The sequence below is a fragment of the Streptomyces sp. NPDC110618 genome, assembly GCF_055657065.1.
The window spans coordinates 50,099-64,532 of record NZ_JBVKBN010000020.1; the positions used below are offsets into that span (position 1 = coordinate 50,099).

General features: G+C 67.4%; 12 protein-coding genes. 6 read left to right on the forward strand and 6 right to left on the reverse strand.

Annotated features, from left to right (window positions below; all coding sequences use genetic code 11):
• Positions 1-42 precede the first annotated feature (42 nt).
• From ACZ7L7_RS28980 to ACZ7L7_RS28990, 3 genes are read right to left on the reverse strand one after another with little or no spacing between them, the layout of a single operon-like run.
• On the reverse strand, positions 43-1,023 hold the full coding sequence (locus ACZ7L7_RS28980; protein WP_453601936.1) for an ABC transporter permease: 981 nt from the start codon (positions 1,021-1,023) through the stop codon (positions 43-45).
• Positions 1,016-1,939 (reverse strand): ABC transporter permease, encoded by a 924-nt coding sequence (locus ACZ7L7_RS28985; protein ID WP_285510286.1) that lies wholly within the window; start codon positions 1,937-1,939, stop codon positions 1,016-1,018. The genes ACZ7L7_RS28980 and ACZ7L7_RS28985 overlap by 8 nt, the downstream gene beginning before the upstream one ends.
• A 6-nt stretch (positions 1,940-1,945) precedes the next feature.
• On the reverse strand, positions 1,946-3,580 hold the full coding sequence (locus ACZ7L7_RS28990; protein ID WP_453601941.1) for a peptide ABC transporter substrate-binding protein: 1,635 nt from the start codon (positions 3,578-3,580) through the stop codon (positions 1,946-1,948).
• A 472-nt stretch (positions 3,581-4,052) separates the two neighbouring features.
• Here ACZ7L7_RS28990 and ACZ7L7_RS28995 point away from each other — a divergent pair, with 472 nt between their 5' ends.
• The 6 genes from ACZ7L7_RS28995 to ACZ7L7_RS29020 all read left to right on the forward strand — a co-directional run bounded on the left by ACZ7L7_RS28995 (position 4,053) and on the right by ACZ7L7_RS29020 (position 11,083).
• Positions 4,053-5,081 (forward strand): ABC transporter permease, encoded by a 1,029-nt coding sequence (locus tag ACZ7L7_RS28995; RefSeq protein ID WP_285510288.1) that lies wholly within the window; start codon positions 4,053-4,055, stop codon positions 5,079-5,081.
• Positions 5,082-5,188: 107 nt separating this feature from the next.
• Positions 5,189-6,925 carry an ABC transporter substrate-binding protein gene (locus tag ACZ7L7_RS29000; protein ID WP_471427774.1) on the forward strand — a complete coding sequence of 579 codons (1,737 nt, stop codon included), beginning with the start codon at positions 5,189-5,191 and terminating at the stop codon, positions 6,923-6,925.
• A gap of 106 nt (positions 6,926-7,031) precedes the next feature.
• Positions 7,032-8,015, forward strand: coding sequence for an ABC transporter permease (locus tag ACZ7L7_RS29005; RefSeq protein ID WP_250751102.1), 984 nt, complete (start codon positions 7,032-7,034; stop codon positions 8,013-8,015).
• Positions 8,016-8,064: 49 nt separating this feature from the next.
• Positions 8,065-9,099, forward strand: coding sequence for an ABC transporter ATP-binding protein (locus tag ACZ7L7_RS29010; protein ID WP_285510290.1), 1,035 nt, complete (start codon positions 8,065-8,067; stop codon positions 9,097-9,099).
• A gap of 30 nt (positions 9,100-9,129) precedes the next feature.
• Positions 9,130-10,176, forward strand: coding sequence for an ABC transporter ATP-binding protein (locus ACZ7L7_RS29015; protein ID WP_285510291.1), 1,047 nt, complete (start codon positions 9,130-9,132; stop codon positions 10,174-10,176).
• Positions 10,177-10,345: 169 nt separating this feature from the next.
• Positions 10,346-11,083 carry a class I SAM-dependent methyltransferase gene (locus ACZ7L7_RS29020; protein WP_472077614.1) on the forward strand — a complete coding sequence of 246 codons (738 nt, stop codon included), beginning with the start codon at positions 10,346-10,348 and terminating at the stop codon, positions 11,081-11,083.
• A gap of 49 nt (positions 11,084-11,132) precedes the next feature.
• On the opposite strand, the gene ACZ7L7_RS29025 is transcribed toward ACZ7L7_RS29020, so the two are convergent.
• The 3 genes from ACZ7L7_RS29025 to ACZ7L7_RS29035 are packed head-to-tail and all read right to left on the reverse strand — an operon-like array spanning position 11,133 to position 14,376.
• Positions 11,133-12,296 (reverse strand): ABC transporter ATP-binding protein, encoded by a 1,164-nt coding sequence (locus ACZ7L7_RS29025; RefSeq protein WP_285510293.1) that lies wholly within the window; start codon positions 12,294-12,296, stop codon positions 11,133-11,135.
• A 17-nt stretch (positions 12,297-12,313) separates the two neighbouring features.
• Positions 12,314-13,375 carry an ABC transporter ATP-binding protein gene (locus ACZ7L7_RS29030; protein ID WP_285510294.1) on the reverse strand — a complete coding sequence of 354 codons (1,062 nt, stop codon included), beginning with the start codon at positions 13,373-13,375 and terminating at the stop codon, positions 12,314-12,316.
• 20 nt (positions 13,376-13,395) lie between these two features.
• Positions 13,396-14,376 (reverse strand): ABC transporter permease, encoded by a 981-nt coding sequence (locus ACZ7L7_RS29035; protein ID WP_285510295.1) that lies wholly within the window; start codon positions 14,374-14,376, stop codon positions 13,396-13,398.
• Positions 14,377-14,434 lie beyond the last annotated feature (58 nt).

Genomic DNA, 14,434 nt, shown 5'->3' on the forward strand with positions numbered 1-14,434 from the left:
TCTCACCTCTGATCGGGGTCGGGGAAGGCGGGCAGCACGGCGTCACCTCAGCTTCGGGTCGAGGGCGTCGCGGACCGCGTCGCCGAGCATGATGAAGGCCAGGACCGTGACGGCCAGGGCGCCGGAGGGCCACAGGAGGGCGTGCGGGGCGTTGCGGATGTAGGGGGAGGCCGAGGAGATGTCGATGCCCCAGGAGACGCTGGGGGGTTTGAGGCCCACGCCCAGGTAGGAGAGGGTCGCCTCCAGGGCGATGTACGTGCCCAGCGCGATCGTCGCCACCACGATCACCGGGGCCACCGCGTTGGGCGCGATGTGACGCAGCAGCATGCGGGAGTTGGAGGCACCGAGGGCGCGGGCGGCCTGGACGTAGTCGTTCTGTTTGACGGTGATGACCGAGCCGCGGGCGATACGGGAGATCTGGGGCCAGCCCAGCAGGATCATGAAGCCGATGACCGGCCAGATGGTGTTGCTGGTGACCACCGACAGCAGGACCAGGCCGCCGAGGACGACCGGGATCGCGAAGAAGATGTCGGTGATGCGGGACAGGAACGAGTCCGCCGCCCCGCCGAAGAACCCGGCGAGCCCGCCGAGCAGGCTGCCCAGCAGGGCGACCCCGAGCGTGGCGCAGACACCGACCGCCACGGACGTACGGGCGCCGTAGACCGTACGGGTGTAGACGTCGCAGCCCTGGCCGTTGAAGCCGAACGGGTGACCGGGCTGGGAGCCCTGCTGAGCCTTGGACAGGTCGCACTTGAGGGGGCTCATCCAGGTGATGGCGCCCGGCCACAGGGAGATGAAGACCAGGAAGAGGATGACGAGCCCGGCGACGATGAAGACCGGGTTGCGGCGCAGGTCGCGCCAGGCGTCCGACCACAGCGAGCGCGGCTTCTCCCGCGGGCCGGTGCCCAGGGGTCCGCCCGGTGTCTTCTCCAGGGTCTCCCCCTCCGCGGTGGCGAGGTCCATCGCACCGCCCGCACCGGTCGAGGCGATCGCGCCCTCGGGTTCGATGGGAGGTTCAGGCATAGCGGATCCTCGGGTCGAGTACGGCGTAGAGCAGGTCGACGAGCAGGTTGGCGACCAGGAAGACCAGCACCAGGACGGTCACGAAGCCGACCACCGTCTGGGTGTTCTGGCGCAGGATGCCCTGGTAGAGCTGGTAGCCCACACCGTGGATGTTGAAGATCCGCTCGGTGACGATGGCGCCGCCCATCAGGGCGCCGATGTCGGTGCCGATGAAGGTGACCACGGGGATCAGCGAGTTGCGCAGCAGGTGCTTGGTGATCACCCGGCGCCGCGGGAGTCCCTTGGCCACCGCCGTCCGCACATAGTCGGAGCGGCGGTTCTCCGCGATCGAGGTGCGGGTCAGCCGGGTCACGTACGCCAGTGAGACGGAGGCGAGGACCAGGCCCGGCACGATCAGCTCGCCGAAGGTGGCGTCGGTGGAGACGGACGGTTTGATCCAGCCCCACTCCACGCCGAGCAGGAGCTGGAGCAGCAGACCGGTGACGAAGGTCGGCACCGAGATCACCACGAGGGTGAGCAGGAGGACACCGGTGTCGACGGGCCGGCCGCGGCGCAGGCCGGTGATGACGCCCAGGGTGATCCCGATGACGATCTCGAACAGGATGGCGACGATGGTGAGCCGGATGGTCACCGGGAACGCCGACGCCATCAGCTCGGTGACCTCCTGCCCGTTGAACGCGGTGCCGAAGTCGCCGGTGAAGACGTTCCCCATGTACGTCAGGTATTGCTGCCAGAGCGGCTTGTCGAGCCCGAACTCCTTCTTCAGCTGGGCGGCCGTCGCCGGGTCGCACTGCCGGTCGCCGCACAGGCCCGCGATGGGGTCGCCCATCACGTTCACCATGAGGAAGATCAGCATGGTGGCCCCGATGAAGACCGGGATCATCTGGAGCAGACGCCGGACGACGTACCGTCCCATGGGGGCTCAGCCGACCTTGATCTCGTTGTAGACGGGCACGCTGAACGGGTTGAGCTTGACGTTGGACAGCCGCTCCGAGAAGCCGGCGCTGCCGTTCTGGTACCAGAGCGGGATGGCCGCCATGTTGTCCCGGACCACGGCCTCGGCCTGCTTGAACAGGTCGACCGCCTTGGCGGTGTCGGCCTCGGCGTTGGCCTGGTCGACGAGGTCGTCGAACTCCTTGTTGGACCACTTGCCGTCGTTGGAGGAGGCGTTGGTGTAGTAGAGCGGCTGGAGGAAGTTCTGGATGAGCGGGTAGTCCATCTGCCAGCCCGCGCGGAACGGGCCGCTCATCTTCAGGTCGGTGATCTGGTTGCGGAAGTCGGCGAAGGTGCCGACCGGGTTGCCGACGCAGGCCTTCTCGTTGTCGAGGGCGTTGTTGATGGAGTTGCAGACGGCGTCCACCCAGTCCTTGTGCGAGCCGGTGTCCGCGTTGTACGTGATCTTGACCTGGCCGCCGGGGAGGCCGCCGCCCTCCTCGATGAGCTTCTTGGCCGCGTCCGGGTCGTACTCGCAGGCGTCGCCGCAGAAGCCCTCCTCGAAGCCGCCCTCCTCGCCGAGCACCGGGGAGGTCCAGTCGGTGGCCGGGGTGCGGGTCTTCTGGAAGATGGTCTCGGTGATCTGCTTGCGGTCGATGGCCCGCGACAGCCCGGTGCGGACCTTGTCCGAGTCCGGCTGGTCCCACTTCTCGTCGTAGTAGGGGAAGGCGAGGGTCTGGATGATGCCGGCCGGGGTGTTGAGGTAGCGGTCGCCGAGGTCGGCCTGGACGTTGGCGAGCTGGGAGGCGGGCACGTCGTCGACCAGGTCGAGGTTGCCGGCCAGCAGGTCGGTGTAGGCGGTGTTGTTGTCGGTGTAGACCTTCAGGTCCACGCCGCCGTTCTGCGCCTTGTCGTCGCCGGGGTAGTCCTCCCAGGCGCGCAGCGACATCTGCGAGCCCTTGGCGTAGGACTGGATGGTGTACGGGCCGTTGCCGATGGGCTTGCTCAGCCAGGCGGCGTGGTCGCTGAAGAACTCCTTCGGCAGCGGCGCGTAGGCGGAGTAGCCGAGGGTCTCGGGGAAGGTCGAGAACTTCTGGTTGAGCTTGACGGTGAAGGTCTTCTCGTCGACGACCTTCAGCCCGGAGAGGGTGTCGGCGGTCTGCTTGCTGCCGTCCTCGGGGTGGACCTGGTCGTAGCCCTCGATGTAGCTGAAGAAGTACGCGTTCTTCTGGTTGTTCTTCAGGCTGGCGCCGTAGTTCCAGGCGTCCACGAAGGAGTCGGCGGTGACCTTCTCGCCGTTGCTGAAGGTCCAGTCCTTGATCTTGATGGTGAAGTTCTGGGAGTCGGAGGTCTCGATGGACTCCGCGAGCATGTCCTCGGCGGCGCCGGTCTCCGGGTTGTACCGCTTCAGGCCGCGGAAGACCATGTCGAGGACCTTGCCGCCCTGCACCTCGTTGGTGTTGGCGGGCTCCAGCGGGTTCTGCGGGTCGCCCCAGGAGGCACTCAGCACCGCGCTGGTGTCGCCGCCGCTGCCGCCGTCGTCGTCCCCGCCTCCGCAGGCCGTCGCCGCGAGAGCTACCGCCACCGCGCATGCGGTCCATTTGGCGTGCGTGGCTCCACGCATGGAGTCCTCCTCTGACTGCGCTGTGCCTCCAGCGCCGAGACGCTGATCCGTTACCGGCAAATATCAAGGCAAAAGCGGCAATCCGCATACGCACCCCACCTTTCGGGGTGCTCGGCTGACCCATTCGGACCCGCCCGAATGGATCTTCGAAGGGGTGTGCAACGGATCTTCGGCATCCGATGCCGAACCGTTGATTTTGGACCCCGTGATGTACGCATTTCGGCACACCGGCGTCCGCATAACGAACTCCTTGCCCGAATAGTCCAGTTGGTCCGAGTCAAGGCACAGATCGATCACGTTGGGCTACCCGCGTAGCTACGGAACAGTCAAGACAGAGCAAAGAAAGTAAAGACGCAACCAAGTCGGCCGAGAATTTATTGACCTTGAATGAATTGCGTTGAAAAAGTCCGGCGTAGCCCGTAGGGGAGCGCCCTGCGGAGTCATTCAGACCCTCCCTTGGGCCAGGAGCACCATGACCCCCCCAACTCCATCAGCGGCTGCCCCGCTTGAGGCGACCGACGAGAGCGTCGAGAAGTCGATCACTTCTGGCGCCCCGAAGGGCAACGAGAGCCGTTCGCCCGGGCAGCTCGCCTGGCGGCGGTTCAAGCGCGACCGCACGGGCGTCATATCGGCGTGCATCGTGATCTTCTTCTTCGTGATCGCGCTCGGCGCGCCTCTGATAGCCAAGCTGTACGGCAAGGACCCGTACACGACCTACGCGAGCAAGCGGCCCGAACTGCTCAACATGTTCGCGTACCCGGCCGGCCCCAACGGCGGCATGAGCTCCGAGTTCTGGTTCGGTATCGAGCCCCAGCTCGGCCGTGACGTCTTCACCTTCCTGCTCTACGCGATCCGCACCTCGCTGGGCCTGGCGGTCGCCGCCACCCTGCTGACCACCGTCCTCGGCGTGGTCATCGGCGTCACGGCCGGTTACCTCGGCGGCAAGACGGACTACCTGGTGGGCCGGGTCATCGACATCCTGCTGTCGTTCCCGTCCACGCTGTTCTTCATCGCCTTCATGCCGGTCGTCTACGGCCTGTTCATCGCGCCGGACGAGAACATCCCGACCTGGCTGCGGGCCCTCGCCCTGATCATCGTGCTGTCCACCTTCGGCTGGGCCTCCATCGCCCGACTGCTGCGCGGCCAGGTCCTCGGCCTGCGCGAGCGGGAGTTCGTCGAGGCCGCCAAGGTCACGGGCGCCTCCCCGAAGCGCATCGTGTTCAAGGAACTGCTGCCCAACCTGTGGACGCCGATCATCATCCAGTCCACGCTCATGCTCCCGGCGTTCGTCACCGCCGAGGCGGGCCTCGCCTTCCTGGGTGTCGGCATGATCGACCCGACCCCGGACTGGGGCGTCATGATCCAGCGCGGCGCCCAGTTCTACACCGAGGACCTCACCTTCATGCTCTTCCCGGGCCTGTCCATGGTGATCTTCGTGCTCGCGTTCAACCTCCTCGGTGACTCGGTACGCGACGCTCTCGACCCCAAGTCCAAGCGCTGACGCCGGCTGTTTCAGGACCGCGGCGACGGCGCCGGGGTGCCGGTTTTCCACTCATCTATCCAGAACTCGAAGGCAGGATTGCGATGTCCTTCTCGCGCAGAAACTTCATGATCGCCACTGGCGTCGCCGCGGCCTCGGCCTCGGTACTGACCGCCTGCGGCAGCGGCGGCGAGGGGGGCTCCTCCAAGAACGACGCCCCCAAGGTCTCCGGGTCCAAGACCACCGAGATCCCGGTGGGCACCAAGGCCGACTCCACCGGTCCGGCCCCCGAGGTCAAGGGCGCGGCCAAGGGCGGGACGATCTACTCGTTCCAGCAGTTCGACATGGACCACATGGACCCGGCGCAGATCTACGTCTCGACCGAGGCCGCCATCACCGTGCCGATCATGCGCGGTCTGACCGGCTACAAGCTGGACGAGAAGGGCAACGCCACCCTCGTCGGTGACGTCGCCACCGACGCCGGCACCATGAAGGACGGCGGCAAGACCTGGTCCTTCACCATCAAGGACGGCATCAAGTGGGAGGACGGCTCCGACCTCTCCATGGACGACGTCCGCCACACCTTCGAGCGGCTGTACGCCTCCTTCGTCACCGAGGGTCCGCGCTACGTCCAGGACTTCCTTGAGGGCGGCGACAAGTACAAGGGCCCCTTCGACGGCAAGAGCCTCGACTCCATCGAGATCGACGGCAAGACGGTCACCTTCCGTCTGAAGGAGCCGCGCGTCGACTTCAACTACACGCTCGCCATGCGCGGTTACTCCCTGGTCCCGAAGGCCAAGGACACCAAGGAGAAGTACGACCAGCGTCCGTTCTCCTGCGGCCCGTACAAGATCGACAGCCGCAACATCGGCAAGCAGATGACCTTCGTGCGCAACGAGCACTGGGACCCGAAGACGGACTCGATCCGCAACGCCTACCCGGACAAGTACGTCTTCCAGATGGGCTACGAGCTGGTCGCCTCCACCGACCGCTGGATCGCCGACAAGGGTGACGACCAGTACGCGGTGCCGATCTTCAACGAGATCGCCCCCGAGCGCGTCGCCCAGGTCCTCACCAACGCCGACCTGAAGAAGCGCGTCCTGACCGCGGTCGACACGGCGACGTACTACGCGCCGATCAACACGACCCGCGTCACGGACAAGAAGGTCCGCCAGGCCATCAACTACGCCTGGCCGCACCAGCAGATCCAGACGATCAACGGCGGCCCGGCCACCACCGAGATCGCCACCACGATCTTCGCGCCGGTCACCCCCGGTTACACGCCGTTCGACCTGTACGACGTGAAGAAGCACCCGGGCGGCCAGCCCGAGAAGGCCAAGGCCCTCCTGAAGGAGGCCGGCAAGCTCGGCTACAAGCTGGTCATCGCCTACCAGCAGTCGGACACCCAGGTGAAGGTCGCCGTCGCGGTCAAGAACGCCCTGGAGGAGGCCGGCTTCAAGGTCGTCAACAAGCAGGTCGACAAGTCGACCTTCTACACCCAGATCGGCAAGATCGACAACGGCTTCGACCTGTTCGGCGCCGGCTGGAGCCCGGACTGGCCGAACGGCTACTCCGAGTTCCGCCCGACCTGGCACGGCGAGAACATCGGCGACGGCCGCAGCAACTACGCCCAGCTGAACGACCCGAACGTGAACAAGGCGATCGACGCCGCCGCCCGGATCGCGGACGTCGAGGAGGCCAACAAGGCCTGGGGTGAGGTCGACAAGATGATCTGCGAGCTCGCCGCGGTCGTCCCGGACTACCACAAGATCCGTAACTACATCTACGGCTCCAAGGTCGGCAACGTCCTGTGGGACAACGCCAACACCTGCGTCGCGCTCTGCAAGCTCTACGCCAAGAAGTAAGCGCAGCAGACCTCTCGGGGGCGGTCATTCCGATGGCCGCCCCCTGTGGCCCACCCCCCTCTAACTCCCTCCCGGCGACGGCGCCCCGTCCGGAAAGTCACGCCTCATGTTCCGCTTCCTTGTCCGCCGAGTCTTCGGCGCGATGGTCATCCTGTTGATCATCAGTGCCATCACCTTCTGGCTTTTCTACGCCGTACCGCGTGACCCCGCGATGATGTCCTGCGGCAAGAACTGCACGCCTGAGAACCTCGCGCAGATCCGGAAGAACCTGGGCATCGACAACTCCATCCCGGTGCAGTACTGGGACTGGCTGAAGGGTGTCTTCGTCGGTCGGGACTACGCCGGCTTCGGGCACTGCGACGCGCCGTGCTTCGGCTACTCCTTCGCCAACAACGTGCCGGTCTTCGACACGATCATGGACCGGCTGCCCACGACGCTGTCGCTGGCCTTCGGTGCCGCCGCCATCTTCCTGGTCCTCGGTGTCGGCGCGGGCATGCTCGCCGCGCTCAAGCAGGGCCAGTTCCTGGACAAGTTCGCCAGCTCGGCGTCGCTGCTCGGCTCCTCGCTGCAGATCTACTTCGTCGGCTACATCGCGATGTTCGTCTTCGTCGCCAAGCTCGGCTGGCTCGACCAGCCCCAGGACAACAAGACGCTGCTGGAGGACCCGGGCTCCTGGTTCTCCGGGCTGCTGCTGCCCTGGATCGTCCTGGCGATCATCTTCACCGCCAACTACACCCGTATGACCCGCTCCCAGATGGTCGAGCAGCTCAGCGAGGACTACGTGCGCACGGCCCGCGCCAAGGGTCTGTCGCGGTCCAATGTGTTCTTCCGGTTCGCCTGGCGCGGTGCGATGGGCCCGATCGTGACGCTGTTCGGCATCGACCTCGGCACGCTGATCGGCGGCGCGATCATCACCGAGTCGACCTTCAGCCTGCACGGCGTGGGCCGGCTCGCGGTGGCGTCGGTGGACCAGAGCGACCTGCCGATGCTGCTCGGGGTGACCCTGCTCGCGGCCGGCGCGATCGTCTTCTTCAACATCATCGTGGACGCCGTCTACGCCCTCATCGACCCGCGGATCCGGCTCGCCTGACCTCCGCCCCACCCCCGACCCATCGCATCACCCCCTCAGGAGCGTCCCCGTGACGAGCACCGATCAGCAGCCCTTCCTCTCCGTCAGGGACCTTCAGGTCCACTTCTCCACCGAGGACGGCATCGTCAAGGCCGTCGACGGGCTCAGCTTCGACCTCGCCAAGGGCCGGACGCTGGGCATCGTCGGTGAGTCGGGCTCCGGCAAGTCCGTCACCAACCTGACGATCCTGGGTCTGCACGACCGCCGCCGCACCACCATCGACGGGGAGATCCTGCTCGACGGCAAGGAGCTGCTCACCGCCTCCGAGAAGGAACTGGAGCGGCTGCGCGGCAACAAGATGTCGATGATCTTCCAGGACGCGCTGGCCTCGCTGTCGCCGTTCCACACCATCGGCACCCAGATCGGTGAGACGTACCGCAAGCACACCGGCGCCTCCAAGAAGGAGGCCCGGGCGCGGGCGATCGAGATGCTGCGCCGGGTCGGGATCCCGCAGCCGGACGTCCGGGTGGACGACTACCCGCACCAGTTCTCCGGCGGTATGCGCCAGCGCGCGATGATCGCCATGGCCCTGGTCTGCGACCCCGAGCTGCTGATCGCGGACGAGCCGACGACCGCGCTCGACGTGACCGTGCAGGCGCAGATCCTGGACCTGCTCAAGGACCTCCAGCAGGAGTTCGGCACCGCGATCATCTTCATCACCCACGACCTCGGCGTCATCGCCGACATCGCGGACGACGTGCTCGTGATGTACGGCGGCCGGTGCGTGGAGCGGGGCTCCAAGGAGGAGGTGCTGCGCACCCCGCAGCACCCCTACACCGTGGGGCTGCTCAGCTCGATGCCGAGCCTGGAGGGCCCGGTCGACGTGCCGCTGTCGCCGATCCCGGGTGCCCCGCCCTCGCTGCTCACCCCGCCGCCCGGCTGCCGGTTCCACCCGCGGTGCGCCTTCGCCGACAAGGTCGAGGGCGGGCTGTGCTCCTCCGAGCGGCCGCTGCTGGAGCTGACCGACGGCCGTGGCTCCGCCTGCCACCTGCCGATGGAGCAGCGCCACGACCTCTTCGCCGACCTCGCCGGTTCCCGGCACTGACTGACGTACACAAGACGGGACTTCACCATCATGAGCAACGCGCAACCGCTCCTGGACGTCAGCGGACTGACCAAGCACTTCCCGATCAAGGGCGGCTTCCCGATCAAGCGCACGATCGGCGCCGTGCAGGCCGTGGACGGGCTGGACTTCCAGGTCGCCGAGGGCGAGAGCCTCGGTCTGGTCGGTGAGTCGGGCTGCGGCAAGTCGACGACGGGCCGGCTGATCACGCGCCTGCTGGAGCCGTCGGCTGGCACGATCTCGTACCGCGGGCAGGACATCACGCACGCCAACCGCAAGCAGCTGGCGCCGGTCCGCTCCGAGATCCAGATGATCTTCCAGGACCCGTACGCCTCGCTGAACCCGCGCCACACGGTCGGCAAGATCATCTCCGGTCCGATGGAGATCAACGGGATCAACCCGGAGGGCGGGCGCGAGAAGCGCGTACGCGAGCTGCTGGAGATCGTGGGTCTCAACCCCGAGCACTACAACCGCTTCCCGCACGAGTTCTCCGGCGGTCAGCGCCAGCGCATCGGTGTCGCCCGCGCGCTGGCCCTGGAGCCGAAGCTGATCGTCGCCGACGAACCGGTCTCCGCGCTCGACGTCTCCATCCAGGCGCAGGTCGTCAACCTGCTCCAGAAGGTGCAGCGCGAGCTGGGCATCGCGTTCGTCTTCATCGCCCACGACCTGGCCGTCGTACGGCACTTCTCGCAGCGCGTCGCGGTCATGTACCTGGGCAAGATCGTCGAGATCGCCGACCGCGACGACCTGTACGGCAACCCGCGCCACCCCTACACGCGGGCGCTGCTGTCCGCCGTGCCGGAGGCGTCGGCGGACGACAAGCCCGCGCGTGAGCGGATCCGCCTGACCGGTGACGTGCCCTCGCCCATCAACCCGCCGTCCGGCTGCCGCTTCCGCACCCGTTGCTGGAAGGCGACGGAGAAGTGCGCCTCCGAGGCGCCGCCGCTGGTGCAGGTCGAGGGCAACAAGCCGGGTCACCTGACCGCCTGCCACTACCCCGAGACGGACGTCGACGTACCGGCGCAGCGTCTCGCCAAGGACCCCGGGGCCGCGGCCTGACAACACCCCTTTCCGTCAGCCGCCGCCGTCGGAACGGACTTTCACCGGCCCATTGACCCGAGCCCATGAACGTCCGCTTTCCAAGGGGAGCGAGGGCCCGTGCCTTCCCCGGCACGGGCCCTGTTCCGTTCTCCCCGGCCCGCCGTCACCGGTATGAAAGACTTTTCCCGTGGTCGACCGTTCGTTCGCCGATCTCTCCGTCGCCGCGCTCTACGACACGCTCAACCCGTGGGGCCCGGGCGACGACTTCTGTCTCGGATACGTCCGGCAGGCGCGGTCCGTCCTCGATGTGGGCTGCGGGACCGGGCAGTTGCTGCGGCGGGCCCGCGCCGAGGGACACCCGGGACGGATGGTCGGGCTGGACCCGGCCGCCGCGATGCTGTTGCAGGCGCGGCGTGCGGACCCGGGCGGGGAGTGGGTGCTCGGGGATCTGCGCAGTACACGCTGGGAGGGCGAGTTCGACCTGGTCGTGATGACCGGGCACGCCTTCCAAGTCCTCACCTGTGACGAGGAGTTGCTGGACGCGATGCGGGCGGTGCGCTCCGCGCTCACGGCCGGCGGACGGTTCGTCTTCGAGACGCGGAACCCGGCCGCGCGCGCCTGGGAGTCCTGGCGCCCGGACCGGGTGCGGGAGATACCCGACGGCTCCGGCGGAACCGTTCGGGTGTGGCACGAGGTGTGCGAGCCGGTCGTCGGCGACCGCGTGACCTTCACCGAGACCTACGACAGCGACCGCTGGACCCGCCCGGTCGTCAGCCGAAGCACCCTGCGCTTCCTCGACACCCCTCAACTGGACCGCCTGCTGGGGGCGTCCGGGCTCGCGGTGGCCGAGCGGTACGGGGACTGGGGACGTGGCCCCCTGACCACCACGAGCCCGGAGATCATCACTGTCGCGGGGCGGGCGTAACGGCCCGACGGGGTGCGGGAGTCCGCGCCCGGTCGGGCCGCCGGCGTTGTCACTTCTCCTTGCTCGGCCTCTCGCCCGAGTCGGTGTTCGTCTCCGTGTTCGTCTCCTCCAGCGACTCCTCCAGTGCCGCCAGTGCCGGGTCCAGGACGATGTCCTCGGCGCGGGCCTCCGTGGTCGGGTCCTCCGGGAAGTGGCAGGCCGTCAGGTGGCCCTCGTGGTTGCCGGACAGGCGCACCAGCGGGGGTTCCTCGGTGGCGCACTTGTCCTGGGCCTTCCAGCACCGGGTGCGGAAGCGGCAGCCGGACGGCGGGGAGATGGGGGACGGGACGTCACCGGCGAGGCGGATGCGTTCCCTGGCCGGCGCCGACTCGTCCGCCAGGTTCACCTCGGGCACCGCGGAGAGCAGGGCGTGGGTGTAGGGGTGGCGCGGGCGGGTGTAGATGGAGTCCCTGTCCCCGACCTCGATGATCTTGCCGAGGTACATGACCGCGACGCGCTGCGAGAAGTGCCGTACGACCGCGAGGTCGTGGGCGATGAACAGGAACGCGATGCCCAGTTCCTGCTGCACCTTCTGGAGCAGGTTGACGACCTGGGCCTGGATGGAGACGTCCAGGGCCGAGACCGGCTCGTCGGCGACGATCAGCTTCGGCTCCAGGGCCAGCGCGCGGGCGACACCGATGCGCTGGCGCTGGCCGCCGGAGAACTCGTGCGGGAAGCGGTTGTAGTGCTCGGGGTTCAGGCCCACGATCTCCAGCAGCTCGCGTACGCGCTTCTCGCGCCCGCCCTCCGGGTTGATCCCGTTGATCTCCATCGGACCGGAGATGATCTTGCCGACCGTCTGCCGGGGGTTCAGCGACGAATACGGGTCCTGGAAGATCATCTGGATCTCGGACCGGATCGGCGCCAACTGCTTGCGGCTGGCGTGGGTGATGTCCTTGCCCTGGTACGAGATCGTGCCCGCCGACGGCTCCATCAGCCGGGTGATCAGCCGCCCGGTGGTGGACTTGCCGCAGCCCGACTCCCCCACCAGGCCGAAGCTCTCCCCGACGTGCACGGACAGGTCGATGCCGTCCACGGCCTGGACATGACCCACCGTGCGGCGGATCGGGAAGCCGCCCTTGACCGGGAAGTGCTTGGTCAGCCCCTCCACCTTGAGCAGCGGCTCCCCGAGTTCGGCCTTCCGGGGAGCTGGGAGGACGAGGTCCTCTGTCATGACGTGTCCTCCTGGCCCTAGCCCAGCCGGGGCTTGATCTCTTCGATGAAGATGGTCTGCTTCTGCTCCGCCGTCAGATGACAGGCGGAGGCCCGGTCCGGGCCCAGCAGCGGGCGTTCGCTCGCACAGCGGTCGCCGCCCACCCGGTCCTGGAAGGTGCAGCGCGGATGGAACCGGCAGCCCGACGGCGGCTTCAGCAGCGAGGGCGGGGAGCCCGGAATGGGCGCCAGCGGCGCGCCGAGGTCCGAGTTGATCCGCGGCATCGAGTTCAGCAGACCCCAGGTGTACGGGTGCTGCGGCGCCCTGAGCACTTCACGGGCCGAGCCCCGCTCGATGGCGCCGCCCGCGTACATCACCATGATGTCGTCGGCCATGTCCGCGATGACGCCGAGGTCGTGGGTGATGAAGATGATCGCGGAGCCGAACTCCTGCTGGAGGTCCTTGAGCAGGTCCAGGATCTGCGCCTGCACGGTCACGTCGAGCGCGGTCGTCGGCTCGTCCGCGATCAGCAGGTCCGGGTCGCAGACCAGCGCCATGGCGATCATCGCGCGCTGGCGCATACCGCCGGAGAACTGGTGCGGATAGTCCTTCGCCCGCTCCTTGGGGTTGGGGATGCCGACCTTGCCGAGCATCTCCACGGCCCGGTCCCAGGCCTCCTTCTTGGAGGCGCCCCGGTGCTTCATGTACGGCTCGGCGATCTGCCGGCCCACCGTGTAGTACGGGGAGAGCGCGGTCAGCGGGTCCTGGAAGATCATCGCGACCTTGTTGCCGCGCAGCCGCTCCAGCTCCGACTCCTTGGCGGTGGTCAACTCCTGCCCGTCCAGCAGGATCTCGCCCTCGACGCTGGTGAACATCGGGTTGTGCAGGCCGAGAATGGTCAGGTTGGTGACGGACTTCCCGGAGCCCGACTCCCCGACGATGCCGAGGGTACGGCCGCGTTCGAGGTCGAAGGAGAGGCCGTCGACGGCGCGGACAATGCCGTCCTCGGTCCGGAAGCTGACGTGCAGGTCCCGCACCGACAGGAACGTGCCCGCGCCGGCCGGGACGGGGGCCCCGGCCTCCTTGGTCATAGTGGTCACGAAGTGCTCCTAAGGGGCGGCTAGGACAGCCGCACGCGCGGGTCGATCACGGCGTACACGGCATCCACGACGATGTTGCAGAGCAGGATCACGGCGGCGGCGAAGAGCATCACGCCCAGCAGCAGCGGCAGATCGCTGAACTGCACCGATTCCACGGCCAGATGCCCGAGGCCGGGCAGTCCGAAGGTGTACTCGGTGATGATCGCGCCGCCCAGCATCGAGGAGAGGTCGATACCGAGGATGGTGACGATCGGGATGAGCGAACCGCGCCAGGCGTACCGGAAGAAGACATAGCGTCTGCTCATGCCCTTGGCCCGGGCGGTGCGGACGTGTTCCTCCTGGAGCTGTTCGATCATCGAGGAGCGCGCCATACGGGTGTACTGCGCGGCGAAGATCGTGGACAGCACCACCCACGGGATGATCAGCCCGGTGAACCAGTCGAGCGGATCCTTGGTGAGTTCGGTGTAGCGGGGCTCGTCGAAGAGATGGGTCTGGTAAACCAGCACGGCCATGGCCAGCGGGCCCAGGAAGTAGATCTGCATGGAGCTGAGCACCATGGAGCCCGCGGTGAAGGACTTGTCCACCAGTGTTCCGCGCCGCCAGGCGGCGATCATGCCGGTGCCGAGGCCGACGAAGAGGAACACCACGGTGGCACCGAGCGCGAGCGAGACGGTCAGCGGCAGCCGGTCCATCAGGGTGGACCAGACCTGCTCGTTGGTGTGGTACGAGTAGCCGAAACAGGGGGCGGGGCACGGTCCCTGGGCGAAGTCGTCGCGGCCCATGACGATCCCCTGGAGGAAGATCCAGAACTGCTCGGGGATCGACTTGTCGATGCCGAGCGTGCGATGGATGTTGTCCAGTGCCTCGGGCGTACACGTCTTGCCGCACATCAGCAGCGCCGGATCACGGGGCATGCCGAAGAAGAGCAGGAAGGCGACGACGGTCAGCAGGATCAGGATCACGATCGAGCCGAGGGTCCGGCGGAAGAGGAAGCGCAGCATCTCAGTGGCAGCTTTCGGACTCGAATGCCGTGCGGCGCGGTGCGCCCCGTCGCGGGAC

Excerpts from the sequence above, each read along its gene's own strand:
- ACZ7L7_RS28980 (WP_453601936.1), bottom strand. The coding sequence starts at position 1,023 with ATGCCTGAACCTCCCATCGAACCCGAGGGCGCGATCGCCTCGACCGGT.
- ACZ7L7_RS28985 (WP_285510286.1), bottom strand. The coding sequence starts at position 1,939 with ATGGGACGGTACGTCGTCCGGCGTCTGCTCCAGATGATCCCGGTCTTC.
- ACZ7L7_RS28990 (WP_453601941.1), bottom strand. The coding sequence starts at position 3,580 with ATGCGTGGAGCCACGCACGCCAAATGGACCGCATGCGCGGTGGCGGTA.
- ACZ7L7_RS28995 (WP_285510288.1), top strand. The coding sequence starts at position 4,053 with ATGACCCCCCCAACTCCATCAGCGGCTGCCCCGCTTGAGGCGACCGAC.
- ACZ7L7_RS29000 (WP_471427774.1), top strand. The coding sequence starts at position 5,189 with ATGATCGCCACTGGCGTCGCCGCGGCCTCGGCCTCGGTACTGACCGCC.
- ACZ7L7_RS29005 (WP_250751102.1), top strand. The coding sequence starts at position 7,032 with ATGTTCCGCTTCCTTGTCCGCCGAGTCTTCGGCGCGATGGTCATCCTG.
- ACZ7L7_RS29015 (WP_285510291.1), top strand. The coding sequence starts at position 9,130 with ATGAGCAACGCGCAACCGCTCCTGGACGTCAGCGGACTGACCAAGCAC.
- ACZ7L7_RS29025 (WP_285510293.1), bottom strand. The coding sequence starts at position 12,296 with ATGACAGAGGACCTCGTCCTCCCAGCTCCCCGGAAGGCCGAACTCGGG.
- ACZ7L7_RS29035 (WP_285510295.1), bottom strand. The coding sequence starts at position 14,376 with ATGCTGCGCTTCCTCTTCCGCCGGACCCTCGGCTCGATCGTGATCCTG.